Raw genomic sequence first — 15,416 nt, forward strand, 5'->3', positions numbered from 1 at the left:
GCATATGAATGCTCCGTTTACCTATGCTTCACCGACACTAAGTGTCGAGGCATTGAAACACTCGATTGCCTATAAACTGATGTTCACGATCGGTAAAGATCCGGTTATCGCTAACAAACATGAGTGGCTGAACGCCACGCTGTTTGCCGTTCGCGATCGGCTGGTGGAGCGCTGGCTGCGTTCCACCCGCGCGCAACTCTCCCAGGAGGTGCGCCAGGTCTACTACCTGTCCATGGAGTTTCTGATTGGCCGTACGCTCTCCAACGCGCTGCTCTCGCTCGGGATTTATGAGGATGTGAAAAACGCGCTGGATGAGATGGGCCTCGACCTTGAAGAGCTGATCGACGAAGAGAACGATCCGGGCTTAGGTAACGGCGGCCTCGGGCGTCTGGCAGCCTGCTTCCTCGATTCGCTGGCAACCCTCGGGCTGCCGGGGCGCGGCTACGGCATTCGCTATGATTACGGCATGTTCAAACAGAACATTGTCGAGGGGCGTCAGAAAGAGTCCCCCGATTACTGGCTGGAGTATGGCAACCCGTGGGAGTTCAAACGCCACAACACGCGCTACAAAGTGCGGTTTGGCGGGCGCATTCAGCAGGAGGGGAGAAAGAGCCGCTGGGTTGAAACCGAAGAGATCCTCGCGGTGGCCTACGACCAGATTATCCCCGGTTATGATACAGACGCGACCAATACGCTGCGTTTGTGGAATGCGCAGGCCAGTAGTGCGATTAACCTCGGTAAATTCAACCAGGGCGACTACTTCGCGGCGGTGGAGGATAAGAACCACTCCGAGAACGTCTCCCGCGTGCTCTACCCGGATGATTCCACTTACTCCGGGCGCGAGCTGCGTCTGCGCCAGGAGTACTTTCTGGTCTCGGCGACGGTGCAGGATATTCTGCATCGTCACTTCCAGCTGCATCAGACCTACAGCAACCTGGCGGACAAAATCGCCATTCACCTCAATGACACTCACCCGGTGTTGTCGATCCCGGAACTGATGCGCCTGCTGATTGATGAGCATAAGTTCGACTGGGACGAGGCGTTTGAAGTGACCTGCCAGGTCTTCTCCTACACCAACCATACGTTGATGAGCGAAGCGCTGGAGACGTGGCCGGTTGAGATGCTCGGCAAAATTCTGCCGCGCCATCTGCAAATCATTTTCGAAATTAACGACTACTTCCTGAAGACGTTGCAGGAGCAGCACCCGAACGATATCGAGTTGCTGAGCCGCACGTCGATCATTGATGAGTCAAGCGGCCGCCGCGTGCGTATGGCGTGGCTGGCGGTGGTGGTGAGCCATAAAGTGAATGGCGTTTCGGAGCTGCACTCTAACCTGATGGTGCAGTCGCTGTTCGCCGATTTCGCCGCCATCTTCCCGATGCGCTTCCTTAACGTCACCAACGGCGTGACGCCGCGCCGCTGGCTGGCGCTGGCCAACCCGTCGCTCTCTGAAGTGCTGGATGAGCATATTGGCCGCACCTGGCGTACCGATCTCAGCCAGCTGAGCGAGCTTGAGCAGCATATCGACTTCCCGGCGGTGAACCAGGCGGTGCGCCATGCCAAGCTGGAGAACAAAAAGCGGCTGGCGACGGTGATCGCCCAGCAGCTTAACGTGGTGGTCAACCCGAAAGCGCTTTTCGATGTGCAGATCAAACGTATTCATGAGTACAAACGTCAGCTGATGAATGTGCTGCACGTCATCACCCGCTATAACCGGATCAAGGCCGATCCGACGGCGGAGTGGGTACCGCGCGTCAATATCTTTGCCGGTAAAGCCGCCTCGGCCTACTACATGGCGAAGCACATTATTCATCTCATCAACGATGTCGCGCAGGTGATCAACAACGATCCGGATATCGGCGATAAGCTGAAAGTTGTCTTTATCCCTAACTACAGCGTCAGCCTTGCGCAGGTGATCATTCCGGCGGCGGATCTTTCAGAGCAGATCTCGCTGGCGGGTACCGAAGCGTCGGGCACCAGTAACATGAAGTTCGCCCTTAACGGCGCGTTGACCATCGGCACGCTGGATGGCGCGAATGTGGAGATGATGGATCACGTCGGCGAGGAGAATATCTTTATCTTTGGTAACACCGCGGATGAGGTGGAGGAGCTGCGTCGTCAGGGCTATAAACCGCGCGAGTATTACGAAAAAGATGAAGAGCTGCACCAGGTGTTAACGCAGATCGCCACCGGTCTGTTTAACCCGCAGGATCCAGGGCGCTACCGCGATCTGGTCGATTCGCTGATTAACTTTGGTGACCACTACCAGGTGCTGGCGGATTTCCGCAGCTATGTCGACTGTCAGGATAAAGTGGATGCGCTCTATCAGCATCCGGAAGAGTGGACCACCAAAGCGATGCGCAATATCGCCAATATGGGCTACTTCTCCTCTGACCGCACGATCCAGGAGTACGCGGAGCATATCTGGAACATCAAGCCGGTGCGCCTTTAGCTTATCCGGTCTGTGAATATGTGGAACGGCGTGACTGAAACGGCGTAGGCCGGATAAGGCGCAGCCGCCATCCGGCGGTGTGCTGAATGTGGCACCGCATGCCGGATGGCGCTAACGCTTATCCGGCCTACGAATGTCCCCGGTCTGTGAATATGTGGAACGGTGTGAATGAAACGGCGTGTGCCGGATGGCGCTAACGCTTATCCGGCCTACGAATGTCCCCGGTATGTGAATATGTGGAACGATGTGCTGAATATGGCACCGCATGCCGGATGGCGCTAACGCTTATCCGGCCTACAACTTCCCGGCCTGCGAACGTTTAAAGCGCCATATCAAGCTGTAACTCTTCGAGGGTTTTTGCGCCGTCAATCGCGTTGGCGGACAACAAGCTGGCGCGAGCGCAGGCATGGGCTAACTGAATGCTGTGCGCTAACGGCCACGCTTCATGGCAACCGTATAAAAATCCGGCGCAAAAGGCATCGCCTGCTCCGACGCTGCCGACAATCTCCGCCTGGCTTAACATCCGCGACGGGATCCACGCTCCGGCTTCATCCGGTGTTTCACCCCACGCCCCTTCCGGGCAATGAATTACCACCCGCTGTTTAACCCCTGCCGCCAAAAGCTGCGCCGCCGCGCGGCCAATATTCTCAACGTGCGGCTTATCCTGCGCTGTGCGCATCGGCAGGCCGCTGAACTCGCCCGCTTCTAACTCGTTGATCACCAGATAATCCAGGTGCGGCAGGCAGGGCAGCACCAGCGGTTTATAGCGCGGGTCGCCTTTGCGCGACACCAGATCGAGTGAGGTCTCAAAGCCTTGTTCCCGCATCTGCGCCAGCAGCCGCGCGCTGCGCGTGCCGTACTCCTCATCGGCCTTATCAAGGCTGTCGAGCAGCAGCAGATAGCCGAGATGGAAAATCTTCATCTCGCCGTTAAGCGTCTCAAAGGCGTCGATATCCAGCAGCCGGTTGGCTCCGGGCGAGTGGAAAAAGGTGCGCTGGCCGGAGGGATCGGTCATCACCTGCGACATCGAGGTTGGGGCAGAAGGGGTGCGCTGCACGTGCTGGCGATTAACATGGTACTGATCGAGCATCGCCATAATGTAGTCGCCGTCGCCATCTTCGCCCACCAGCCCGACCGCCTGCAGCGGCAGGCCAACGTGCATTTTCGCCAGCGTGAGCAGCACATTAAGCGGCGCGCCGCCCGTCGAGCGTTCGCTCTGGACGATCTCCGCCAGCCAGCCGCGCTCCGGCCACTGGGCAATATGATGCACATGATCCACCAGCATATTGCCGGCGGCGATAACCCCGTGGCGGGCCATCAGCACTGCCCCGCGCTGCCGAAGATGCGCATCTGCCCGGCCACCGTATCGGCAATCGCCTCTTCAACACTGAGCAGCAACTGGGCGAACTCATCATACAGCGGCTGGCGATCCGCCATGCGCTGCTCAATGGCGCCAAGCGCCGCCTGCGACATGCCGGTATAGAAATTGATTTTATGAATGCCAAGCGAAATGGCGCGACGAAAATCCTCATCGCTGATGCCCGAACCGCCGTGCAGCACCAGCGGCAGGCCGGTCTGCTGGCGAATGGCATCGAGGCGGGCGAAATCGAGCTTCGGTTCGCCCTTATATTTGCCGTGCGCATTACCGATGGCGACCGCCAGCGTGTCGATGCCGGTGCGATCGACAAACTCCCGCGCCAGCGTCGGATCGGTAAAGCAGGCTTCATCGGCGTGGCCATACAGCGCGCCGCCCTCATCGCCGCCAACCGCGCCCAGTTCCGCCTCTACCGAGACGCCCACGGCGTGGCACATCTTCACCACCTCCCGCGTCTGGCGAATATTCTCTTCATACTCCAGCGCGGAGCCGTCGAACATCACCGAACTGAAACCGAGGCGCAGGGCGCGCACCACCGACTCAAAGTGCAGCCCGTGATCGAGGTTAAGCACCACCGGAATATCGCTGCGCGCGGCTTCAAACTTCACCGCCTCCACCAGCGACTCCAGCGAGACATACTTAAAGTGCACTTCGGCAATATTGATAATAAACGGCGAGCGCTCCCGCTTGGCGGCGGCGAACAGCGCGCGCAGAAAGTGGGAGTCGAGCACGTTAAATGCGCCCAAGGCATACTGGTGTTCGCGCGCATGCGCCAGCCCTGCGGCGAGAGAGATCATGGGCATAACCGCCTCCTTTACCCTAAAAAGAGTGAGTACTCATTACAGAGCACCAGATGTGCCGGTTCATCCTCCAGCACGTCGCTAAAGCGGTTCGCCGGGTTGAGGAAGTGGTTGTCGTGCTGGTCATCGTTAACCGATGAAACCTCGCCGACCAGCACATCGCCAAACCCCGGCTCGCCCCAAAAGCTATGATAAAGCCCCGGTGTGACACAAATGCTTTCCCCTGGTGAGAGGCGCAGCTGGCTGCCCGCCGCGTGCGTGTGTCGGCAGCCATCGATGACCACGGTAACGTCGCTGCTGTCAGTCTGGTGCTGCGCATCCGCGTTCCACAGTTCAATAATTAAGTTTCCGCCGCCGCGATTAATGATGTCCTCGCGCTTGCGCCAGTGCAGATGCATTGGCGTTAGCTGCCCGTCGCGCACATGCATGATCTTCTCTGCATAGCACTTGGCATAGGGCGCGCCGTCCGGCGAGCCGTTGCGCAGGGTAAAGAGCGTCAGCCCCTCGGCGTAAAAGTTGTCGCCGCCAAAGGCGGTGACATCCCACCCCAGCTTTAGCTCGAACACTTCACGCCACGCCTCATGATCCAGCTCGCGCCACTGGGTCGGCGCAAAGCTAGCAAAAGGCGGCAGATGCACGTCGTGCTTTGAGAAAAACTGCCGCGTGTGGCCGAGAATGTCATTAATGGCAGAGCGTTTCATCGTCTCTCCGTATGGCGCTTTCCCTCCCGCGCGGGGAGGGAGAGGGCTTATTTCACCGTCCAGCCTTTGTAGTTGGCGACGCTCTGCTTATCGATCAGCGTCACCGGGATCAGCACCGGCTCTTTCGGCGCGGGCTTGCCTTGCAGAATGTCGTAACCAATCTCTACCGCGCGCGCCGCCATCACCTGCGGATCCTGTGCCGGGGTAGCGACAAACAGCGAGTTCTTACGCTTCAGCGCCTCTTCACCATCCGGGCTACCGTCAACGCCAACGATAAAGAACTCGTTACGCTGTGCCTGTTTGGCCGCCAGATCGGCACCAATCGCTGTCGGATCGTTAATCGCGAAGACACCGTCGATTTTCGGGTTCGCCGCCAGCAGGGAGGTCATCACTTCCAGCCCGCCTTCGCGGCTGCCTTTGGCGTTCTGGTTATCTGAGAGCACCTTGATATCCGGGTGACGTTTAAACTCTTTCTGGCACCCTTCGACACGGTTTTGTACCGCAGAAACCGGCGGCCCGTTGATGATCACCACATTGCCTTTGCCCTTCAGGCGATCGGTGATGTATTTACAGGCCATTTCGCCCGCCTGGGTGTTATCAGAGGTGATTGTCGCGTCGGCACCTTCTGCCGCCACGTCCACCGCCACTACCACAATCCCGGCCTCTTTCGCCCGCTTAACCGCCGGGCCGATGCCTTTTGAATCCGCGGCGTTGAGGATGATCATGTCGACCTTCGCCGCGATAAAGTTATCAATCTGGCCGACCTGCTGACCGAGGTCGTAGCCGCTGGAGACCAGCGTCACTTTGACCTTATCGCCCGCCAGCTTGCGCGCTTCCAGCTCCGCGCCTTTGGTGATCTGCACAAAGAAGGGGTTGGCGAGATCGCCTACCGTAACGCCGATAGATTTCAGTTCTTTCGCCTGGACGAACGGCGTCGCGGCGAGCAGGGCCGTGGCGCAGAGCGCGGTGACAAGAGGTTTAAGACGCATGCTGTAATCCTCACTTATCTTACTGTTTTGTAGGGTTTTATTATGCTGCCTGATGGTGTCGGGTACGGTATTTGTCAATCAGCACCGCTATGATGATCACCGCCCCTTTGATCACCAATTGCCAGAAGTAGGAGACGCCCATCAGCGTCATGCCGTTGTTAAGGGTGGCGATGATTAACGCGCCAACCAGCGTGCCGGTGATGGTGCCGATACCGCCGACAAAACTGGTGCCGCCGAGAATGACTGCCGCAATCGCATCCAGCTCGTAGCCCATGCCGAGGTTGCCGTTGGCGCTGTAAAGGCGCGAGGCGCTCATCACCCCGCCAAGGCCGGAGAGCAGCCCGCTGATGCCATAAACGAAGAGCAAAACCAGCCACACTTTGATGCCGGTAAGGCGCGCTGCCTGCATGTTGCCGCCGACCGCGTAGATATGAACGCCGAGCGTGGTGCGGCGCAGAATAAACCAGCACACCGCAATCACCGCCAGCGCGATCACCACCAGCCACGGCACCGGGCCGAGATAGTTATTGCCGATCCACTCAAAGCTGATGTCCGAGTTGATAACGGTAGTGCCATCCGCCAGCAGATAGGCCGCACCGCGCAGTGCCGTATAGGTGCCGAGCGTGACGATAAAGGGGGGCAATCCGGCAAAGGCGACCAGCGCGCCGTTAAACAGGCCAAGCAGCAGGCCGAGCATCAGCGCCGCCGGTACCGAGAGCATCGACAGCTCCGGCATCAGCGATACCACCATTGCTGCCACCGCCGTGGTGCCGAGGATCGAACCAACCGAAAGATCGATCCCGCCGGTGAGAATGATGAAGGTCATGCCTGCCGCCAGCACAATGTTGATCGACGCCTGGCGGGTAATATTCAGCAGGTTGCTCTCGGTAAAGAAGTTCGGCGCGATAAAGCCAAATACCGCGACGATCAGGATGAGAATCGGCAGGATGCCGACGGTTTGCATCAGATCGCCCATCAGCACTTTTTTGGCGGAGGCAGATTTAGCCTCCTGCTGCGGCGTGGTGGCCGGGTGTGGTTTCATTTCAGTCATGGTGTACCGCCTGGTGATGGGTGTCGTTAACGCCGGTCGCCAGCGTCATAATCTCTTCCTGGGTGATAGCCTCGCCCTGCAACTCGCCGGCGATAGTGCCTTCGCGCATCACATAGACGCGGTCGCTCATGCCAACCACCTCCGGCAATTCGCTGGAGATCATCAGGATCGCCACCCCTTCGCGCGCCATCTGGTTCATGATCCGGTAGATCTCGCTCTTCGCACCGACATCAACACCGCGCGTCGGCTCATCAAGGATCAGGATGCGCGGGCCGATCGCCACCCAGCGCGAGATAAGCAGTTTTTGCTGGTTGCCGCCGGACAAACCGCCCGCCCGCACCTGTGCGTGCGGCACGCGAATATTGAGTAATTTGATCGCGTCATCGGAGAGGGTTTGCGCCTTTTTGCGGTTCAGCATGCCCCACGACGCATCGCGCTCCAGCGTCGCCATGGTGATGTTCTCCTGCGCTGCCAGTTCAAGGAACAGCCCCTGCTCTTTGCGGTTCTCGGTTAAAAAGCCGATGCCGAGATCGATCGCCGCACGCGGGGAGTGGATCACCACCGGCTCGCCATCGATCTCAATCATGCCGCCGGTCGCTTTGCGCACACCGAAAATCAGCTGTGCCAGTTCGGATCGCCCGGCACCGACCAGCCCGGCAAGGCCGACAATTTCACCGGCGCGCACTTGCAGGCTGACCGGCTGGATCTTGCCGCCATCGGTGAGGTGGTGAACGGTAAGACGCGGTTTACCGGGGGTGATATCGCGCGCTTTATTAAACAGATCGCTGAGCGGTCGCCCGACCATCATGCGCACCAGTTCGGCGGCGTTGAGGTTGTCGCGCGTCAGGCTGCCAACATACTGGCCATCGCGCAGCACGCTGACGCGATCCGAAAGCTCATACACTTCCGCCATGCGGTGGCTGATATAGATAATCGCCATCCCCTCATCGCGCAGGCGCATGATGAGTTCAAACAGGCGGTGAGTTTCACGGGAGGAGAGGGCGGCGGTGGGTTCATCCATCACCAGAATACGGCTGTTGCGGTGCAGGGCGCGGGCGATCTCTACCTGCTGCTGCTCGGCGATGGTCAGCTTCATTACCCGGTCGGTGGCGCTGAAATTGGCACCAAGACGGTCAATCACTGCCTGCGCCTGCGCCGCCATGGTTTTGCGCTGCACCAGCCCGCCGCGTGCGATTTCGCTGCCGAGAAAGATGTTCTCCGCCACCGTTAAGTTGGGCGCGAGCTGCATCTCTTGATAGATGAGGGTGATCCCGGCGGCAAGGGCGTCTTTTGGCCCGCGAATGGTGTGAGGCTTGCCGTCGATCAGGATCTCGCCGCTGGTGGCGGTGTAGGCCCCGGCGAGGATCTTCATCAGCGTGCTTTTGCCGGCACCGTTCTCTCCCATTAAGGCATGGATCTCGCCGGGCCAGACCGTCAGGTCCACCCCTTTGAGGGCATAAAACTTGCCGAACACTTTGGCAATATTACGCATCTCCAGCACGGGCACATTAGGCATGACGAAGCTCCTGCGAGTGACGATTTACGCACTTCATCACACGTTGGTAAATGGAGAATGTCAGAAGCTGTTCATATTTGTCATAGTGGCGCCACGCCACTGTTGTGACCTCTCCCGGAGCCGTTATGCCGTATCGCGCCAACCCCTTTTTCACCAGCGCCCGTGGGCGACTGCTCTTTTTCAATGTGCTGGTGGTGGCGGTGACGTTAATGGTCTGCGCCGTGGCGGTGCTCGGCTTTCGCCACGCCAGCCAGTTACAGGAGCAGGTGCAGCAGCAGACGCTGGATGATATGACCGCCAGCATGAACCTCGCGCGCGATACCGCAAGCGTCGCTACCGCTGCGGTGCGGCTTTCGCAGGTGGTTGGCGCGCAGGAATATAAAGGGGAGGCGGAGCGGCTGAAAGCGACGCAAAGCGCCTTGCAACGCTCGCTCACACAGCTGGCAAACGCGCCGCTGGCGCGGCTCGAACCGCAGCTGGTGGCGCAGATCACCCGCCGCAGCCAGGCGTTACAGCAGAGCGTTACGGAGATGCTGGAGCGCGGGCAGCGCCGCCACCTTGAGCGCAACGCGCTGCTCAGCTCCCTCTACCAGAATCAGAGTTATTTACGCCATTTGCAGACCATCGCCGCGCGCGACGGGCTGAACACCCCCGATCCGCGCCTGCTCAGTGAGATGGACAGGCTGCTTCTCGCCGCCATCCAGACGCCGTCGCCGCGCGCGACGCTGGCGCAGCTGGCGGAGATTGTCGGCCAGCTCCCAACGCGGGCGGGCGATCCGCTGCTCGATTTTATCCTGCCCGATTTTCAGGCCGAGCTTAACAAGCTGATGCCGCTCGCGGGCCAGCTGGAGGAGAGCGATCTGGCGATCACCTGGTCGATGTTTCATATCAAAGCGCTGGGCGCGCTGCTTAATAACGATATCAACAAGTATGTGGCGGAAGTGGCGCAGGCCTCCGAACAGCGCACCGCCCAGAGCCACCAGGAGATGCGCTCCATCAGCATCTTTATCAGCCTGTTTGCCCTGCTGGCACTGGCGATCACCGCCTGCGCCGGTTGGTATATCTACCGCAATCTGGGATCGAACCTGACCGCCATTTCACGTGCCATGTCGCGGCTGGCGCGCGGGGAAGCGAATGTTTCGGTGCCTGCGCTGCAACGGCGCGACGAATTAGGCGAACTGGCGCGCGCCTTTAACGTCTTTGCCCGCAACACCGCCTCGCTGGAGTACACCTCCACACTTTTAAAAGAGAAGAGTACGCAGCTGGAGACCACTTTTCATGCCATGCGCGACGGCTTTGCGCTGTTTGATAACCAGGGCTGCCTGGTGGTGTGGAACCCGCAATACCCGCTGCTGTTGGGCCTCGGCGAGGAGCCGCTGCGGCGCGGTCAGCACTACCACAGCCTGCTGCGGCAGGTGAGCGATCTTCCCGGTCATGTGCAGGAGAACCTGGCGCGCCCGCTGCCGTTAACTCAGGAGTTGCGGCTGGCGGATAACCGCACCATTGAGTTGCGCTTCAGCCCGGTGCCGGGGCGCGGCATGGTTAACGTGGTGCTGGATCGCACCGAGCGCAAAGGGCTGGAGGAGGCGCTGCTGCACAGCCAGAAGATGAAAGCGGTCGGCCAGCTTACCGGCGGGCTGGCGCACGATTTTAATAACCTGCTGGCGGTGATTATTGGCAGCCTGGAGCTGGCCTCAACCGATTCGCCGGACGCGGCACGCATTTCGCGCGCGCTGAAAGCCGCCGAGCGCGGGGCGCTGCTCACCCAGCGGCTGCTGGCCTTTTCACGCAAGCAGTCGCTCCACCCGCACGCGGTAGAGATGCAGGCGCTGTTGGAGAATCTCGACGAGCTGCTGCGCCACTCGCTTCCCTCAACGCTGACCCTGGAGATTGAAGCGCAGCACGCCGCCTGGCCGGCGTGGATCGACGTCGGGCAACTGGAGAACGCCATCATTAACCTGGTGATGAACGCCCGCGATGCAATGGAGGGGCAAACGGGCGTGATCAAAGTGCGCACCTGGAACCAGCGCGTCACCCGCACCGACGGACGCAGGCAGGATATGGTGGCGCTGGAGGTGATCGACAGCGGCTGCGGCATGTCGCAGGAGGTCAAAGCGCGGGTGTTCGAACCCTTCTTCACCACCAAACAGACCGGCAGCGGCAGCGGGCTGGGCCTGTCGATGGTTTACGGCTTTGTGCGCCAGTCCGGCGGACGGGTGGAGATTGAAAGTAACCCAGGGCAGGGCACCACGGTGCGTTTACAACTGCCGCGCGCAACTCTCCCGGCGGTGAGCAGCGTTGAACCGGCCAGCGATGCACGCCATGTGCGCAGCGACACGCTGATTCTGGTGCTGGAGGATGAAGTCGACGTGCGCCAGACCCTGTGCGAGCAGCTTCACGAGCTGGGCTACCTGACGCTGGAGGCGGAAAACGGCGATGCGGCATTGCAGATGCTTGCCGCCTCCACCGAGATTGGCGCGCTGATCAGCGACTTAATGCTGCCGGGGCGCTTAAGCGGTGCGGAGGTGATTGCCGCCGCTCGCCAGCAGGCGCCGAACTTGCCGATGCTGCTGATCAGCGGCCAGGATCTGCGCCCTGCCCACAACCCGGCGCTGCCGGAGGTCGAACTGTTACGCAAGCCCTTCACCCGCGCGCAGCTGGCGCAGGCCCTGCAACGCATCGCGGTATGAGGTGACGGCGCTCACAGGGTGATAAAAAGCTGGCTTGCCGGGACGCCTGTCGCCCGATAGATTATTTGCCTTAAGGATAGTGACTCCCTCACGGCTAAACCTGAAACCCACGCACTGGTGATTAACCTCTGCGCTGCGTTTCAGGTTTTTTTGTTTTTGTCGGTCATAAAAAGGAAAAGGACGTAACAATGAAAAAAGGGGTTATCGCGTTTCTGCTGCTGATGAGCATCAGCGCACCGCAGGCGCAAGAGGCTAAAGTGACGCTTATCCACACCGGGGATACGCACGGGCGCGGGATGAGCGAATCGGGTATTGGCTACGGCAAAATGAGCGCCTATGTAAAAAATCTGCGCGAGCAGGACGCCAACGTGCTGTTTGTCGACGTTGGCGATGCGGTAAGCGGCATGCCAGTGACCGATTTGACGCAGGGCGAGAGCAATGTGCGCGCCATGAACACCATGGGCTACGACGCTTTTACGCCCGGTAATGCGGACTTTATTTTCGGCGGCACGGAGTTGCTCTCGCTGCGGGAGAAAGCCCGTTTCCCGTTTGTCTCTGCCAATATTTACTACCACGACAAGCTCGCCTTTCGCCCCTATGTGATGAAAAAGATGGCGGGGCTGAATATCGCCATTATCGGCGTGTCGCCGCTCAATGCGATGGTGGCGACTACCGACAGCAAACTAGCCGGTTTTTCCGTCAGCGATCCGATTCAGGCGGTGCGTAACACGGTGGCACAGGTGAAAGGGAAGAGCGATCTGATCATTGTGCTGGCGCATCTCGGGAAAACCGACCCGGCGGTGAATATCAGCAAGCTGCTGGAAGCGGTGCCGGAGATCGATGTGCTGGTGGATGGTCACGACCATATTGCCGTGCAGGCCGGTAAGCAGATGGGTAAAACAGTGATGGTTAACGCCGGGCAGTATGGTGATTACCTCGGCCATCTGACGCTCACGGTAAAAGATAAAAAGATCGTCGCGTGGAGTGAAAAGCTGCTGGATGCGGCGAGCTTAACGGCGCTGAAAGCGGATAGCGAAACCGAGACCTGTATCGAGCAAGCGCGGGCTGCGAGCGCAGAGGTGCTTAATAAAGTGGTGATGGCGCTCCCCTTTACCCTCAACGGCCAGCGTGAGCGGGTGCGCTCCGGGCAGACCAACCTCGGCAGCCTGCTGGCCGATGCCGAGCGGGAGTATGCCAACGCTGATATCGCCTTTACCGTCGGCGCATTTCTGCGCGACACCATTCCGGCCGGGCCGGTGACCTATGGCGAGGTGCTGAATGCGCTGCCGTTTCGCCTGCCGCTGGTGACGCGGGAGATGAGCGGCGAGCAGATCAAAGCGTTCATTGAGCACAACTATGCGCAGCAGAACATTATTTCCGGGGCTTATGCCCACGTCAGCGGCCTGCGTTTCAGCGTCGATTTCACGCGGCCTGCCGGGGATCGCATGATCTCCATCGAGGTCAACGGTCAACCGCTGGCGCGGGATAAAATCTATCGCGTGGCGTGTAATGAGCAGGTGAGTGATTTTGGCATTCGCGACATCGCCATCCGCGATCGTTACGATATGCCGATGGCGGAGTTGCTGACGGAGTATGTCAATAAGCACGCGCCGCTGATCTCACCCGCGCCGCGTGTGCAGTTTCTCCACCCGGCGGGGTAATTTTTAGCGCTTATGCAGGGACGCGCAGCCCTAGCCGTTCGGGAACAATATCTTCCAGCATGGCGACCAGCTGCGGGTCCATAAAGGCGTAGTGATTCGGGATATTGAGCACATGCAGCGGTTTATGCTGCACCAGACGGGTATAGTCGGTCAGCAGGCGCTCTTTGTGCTCCTCTTCCATTACGCAGATAACATCTGCCCAGGAGAGAATCGCGGGCGAAACGGTTTTTTTTGCCTGGCGTTGCATACCGGCGGAGCGGGCATTCAGCCCAGGATAGCGGCGAAACAGCTGCTCAGCGGTGGGGCTGCGCCATTGGTTCCGGCTACAAATAAAAAGCACATTCATGCAAGTCGATACTCATCAAGCCGCGCTGAGCCCGTTACCTCTTGTCATACGCGGGTATTAAGACCCGGTTGCGTTATTTTCTGGCAACCCTCTGGTGCGAGTCTGTCCGCTTCATCCTACAAACGACCACATACTGGCTGCTTTCCGCCCCTGCATCGCCGGGCGTTGCGGGACGCAATATAGCCACAATGGTCAGTCTAATCCAGCACAATCCGCAGGCCATCATAACCTGCTTCAGGCCCCGTCGGCAGCGGGTTTTTCATCATCCCTTGATCAAGGGCATATCTGATATGCGTTAGGATAAGTCGTGCAGCGCCTCACACCCGGTCTAAGGTCATTCTTACCCCATCAACACACTTCCACCAGGATGGTTCGCGGGATCGCCAGCGCGCGTTCGCCGCAGGTGAGGATCACATCGATTCCGCTCGGGAATGAGTGTGGACGGTCGGTTAACTCATCGGTGATGCACTCCGGCAGCAGCGGGGCGATCATCCGCTCCTCCTGAATGCCGGGGCCGGTGAGACGTAACATCCGCCCGCCGCTGAGCGCAGGCAGTTGTAAAATCAGCGTCGCGCTGCTCTCTGCGTTTAACGGCTGACCCACGGGCAGGGCGCTGAGCTGCTGATGGTTAAGGGTGCTGTCGGCAATGGCGAAAAGCGCCTGTTGCGGCGTCTCCAGCAGCGGTGCCTGCGTGTTAAAGCGCAGGTTCTGGCGCAGCAGATCGTTATCCAGCGCGTTTGCGATCCACAGCGGCGTGTCGCTGTTTGCCAGCGTTAGCAGCACGCTGGTGGTCGCCGCATTGAGCGGTGGCCAGCTATGTTTCAGCTGCGGCAGGGCGACAATCACCCCCGGCTCGCTCATTGCTTTTAACAGGCGACGAAAGGCGTGCTGAGCGTCGTGAACCGCTGACGCGAAGGCGGGTTGTAGTGTCATGCATTCTCTCCGCGCACCGGAACAGAGGCCTCGACCCGGCCGGTGTGGCGCGTAGGGGTATCAACCTGCATTCAGTGCTCCATGGTAAATTCGATCATGTCGGCGCGATTCAGGCTGACGGAGTACTCCGTCGCGTTGATCTCACCGTCACGGTGGTTAAGGGTACGCACGCAGAGCAGCGGTGCCATATTAGGGATCTCCAGCCAGCGGCTCTCTTTCACCTGCGCACGGCGGGCGCTGATGCGCGTTTGCGTGCGCTTCAGCTCAAGACCGGCGCGCTCGCGCAGAAAGTCATGCAGCGATCCGCTGTCAAACGCTTGCAGCAGCGGCCAGAGCTGGCGGTCGGCAAAGTAGTGATCGATAAGACAAAGCGCGACACCGTTCACCCGGCGGCGGGTGCGCAGATGAATGACGTTATCGCCTTCGGTAATGCCGAGCGCATCGGCGACATGGCCGGAGGCCGGGCGCAATACCGCCAGCAGGCGTTCGCTGGTGGGATGGCTCCCCTGATCGAGCAGGTTCTGGCTAAAACGCGCCTGCGCATTGAGCGGGTAGTCGAACGGGCGCATCAACACCAACACGCCAACGCCCTGGCGGCGCTGCACCCAGCCCTTTTCGACCAGCTGATCGATGGCGCGGCGCAGAGTGTGGCGGTTGACCTGAAAGCGCGCGGCCAGCTGCTGTTCGGCGGGCAGCCAGTCACCACAGTGATAGTGGGTACGCAGCTCCTGCTCCAGTTTGGCGGCGATCTCCTGGTAACGTGTTGGGAAGCTGGTCGGATGTCTGGATAAGTGGATAGTCATCATTCCCCCGCAGACTCAGTTAATGTGCCTCCAGAGTGCCGGGGGAATGTTGCAATTGGGTTATGTATTGATTGCGCCAGGATGAAAAAAGAAAAAGGA

Annotated in this window: 12 protein-coding genes and 1 pseudogene; 3 read left to right on the forward strand and 10 right to left on the reverse strand. The window is 59.6% G+C overall.

Annotation, left to right across the window (positions count from 1 at the left end):
* Positions 1 to 4: 4 nt before the first annotated feature.
* Entirely contained in the window at positions 5 to 2,452 is a 2,448-nt protein-coding gene (glgP, locus tag ACWPW2_RS00660; protein WP_124970555.1) for a glycogen phosphorylase, read from the forward strand.
* A 319-nt stretch (positions 2,453 to 2,771) separates the two neighbouring features.
* Here glgP and ACWPW2_RS00665 read toward each other — a convergent pair whose 3' ends face one another.
* Genes ACWPW2_RS00665 through ACWPW2_RS00690 form a run of 6 tightly spaced genes read right to left on the reverse strand, consistent with a single transcriptional unit; the run spans position 2,772 to position 8,884 of the window.
* Entirely contained in the window at positions 2,772 to 3,770 is a 999-nt protein-coding gene (locus ACWPW2_RS00665; protein WP_454121273.1) for a carbohydrate kinase family protein, read from the reverse strand.
* A complete protein-coding gene (locus ACWPW2_RS00670; protein WP_454121274.1) occupies positions 3,770 to 4,630 on the reverse strand; it encodes a ketose 1,6-bisphosphate aldolase in 861 nt (286 codons plus the stop codon). The genes ACWPW2_RS00665 and ACWPW2_RS00670 overlap by 1 nt, the downstream gene beginning before the upstream one ends.
* A gap of 11 nt (positions 4,631 to 4,641) precedes the next feature.
* Positions 4,642 to 5,328 (reverse strand): D-lyxose/D-mannose isomerase, encoded by a 687-nt coding sequence (locus tag ACWPW2_RS00675; protein ID WP_270221130.1) that lies wholly within the window; start codon positions 5,326 to 5,328, stop codon positions 4,642 to 4,644.
* 47 nt (positions 5,329 to 5,375) lie between these two features.
* The gene (locus ACWPW2_RS00680; protein ID WP_042712719.1) at positions 5,376 to 6,317 is read right to left on the reverse strand and encodes an ABC transporter substrate-binding protein; all 942 of its coding nucleotides are present in this window, start codon (positions 6,315 to 6,317) and stop codon (positions 5,376 to 5,378) included.
* A 40-nt stretch (positions 6,318 to 6,357) separates the two neighbouring features.
* Complete coding sequence (locus ACWPW2_RS00685) at positions 6,358 to 7,359, reverse strand: ABC transporter permease subunit (protein ID WP_180344267.1); 1,002 nt, start codon at positions 7,357 to 7,359, stop codon at positions 6,358 to 6,360.
* A gap of 1 nt (position 7,360) precedes the next feature.
* Positions 7,361 to 8,884 carry a sugar ABC transporter ATP-binding protein gene (locus tag ACWPW2_RS00690; RefSeq protein WP_023478449.1) on the reverse strand — a complete coding sequence of 508 codons (1,524 nt, stop codon included), beginning with the start codon at positions 8,882 to 8,884 and terminating at the stop codon, positions 7,361 to 7,363.
* 125 nt (positions 8,885 to 9,009) lie between these two features.
* Between ACWPW2_RS00690 and ACWPW2_RS00695 the strand changes: the two genes are divergently transcribed.
* Entirely contained in the window at positions 9,010 to 11,574 is a 2,565-nt protein-coding gene (locus tag ACWPW2_RS00695; RefSeq protein ID WP_454121275.1) for an ATP-binding protein, read from the forward strand.
* 188 nt (positions 11,575 to 11,762) lie between these two features.
* Positions 11,763 to 13,235, forward strand: coding sequence for a bifunctional metallophosphatase/5'-nucleotidase (locus ACWPW2_RS00700; RefSeq protein WP_454121277.1), 1,473 nt, complete (start codon positions 11,763 to 11,765; stop codon positions 13,233 to 13,235).
* A 10-nt stretch (positions 13,236 to 13,245) separates the two neighbouring features.
* Here ACWPW2_RS00700 and ACWPW2_RS00705 read toward each other — a convergent pair whose 3' ends face one another.
* The 4 genes and pseudogenes from ACWPW2_RS00705 to phnF form a co-directional block, all read right to left on the reverse strand.
* Positions 13,246 to 13,581 (reverse strand): low molecular weight protein tyrosine phosphatase family protein, encoded by a 336-nt coding sequence (locus tag ACWPW2_RS00705; protein WP_023478546.1) that lies wholly within the window; start codon positions 13,579 to 13,581, stop codon positions 13,246 to 13,248.
* A gap of 197 nt (positions 13,582 to 13,778) precedes the next feature.
* Positions 13,779 to 13,898 (reverse strand): annotated as a pseudogene (gene phnP, locus ACWPW2_RS00710) (phosphonate metabolism protein PhnP); the annotation flags it as partial.
* Between the two features lie 31 nt (positions 13,899 to 13,929).
* On the reverse strand, positions 13,930 to 14,514 hold the full coding sequence (gene phnH, locus ACWPW2_RS00715) for a phosphonate C-P lyase system protein PhnH (RefSeq protein ID WP_454121279.1): 585 nt from the start codon (positions 14,512 to 14,514) through the stop codon (positions 13,930 to 13,932).
* Between the two features lie 71 nt (positions 14,515 to 14,585).
* Positions 14,586 to 15,311, reverse strand: a complete 726-nt coding sequence (gene phnF, locus ACWPW2_RS00720; RefSeq protein WP_454123556.1) for a phosphonate metabolism transcriptional regulator PhnF — start codon at positions 15,309 to 15,311, stop codon at positions 14,586 to 14,588.
* Between the last annotated feature and the right edge of the window lie 105 nt (positions 15,312 to 15,416).

This window comes from Kosakonia sp. Marseille-Q7440, from assembly GCF_965119485.1.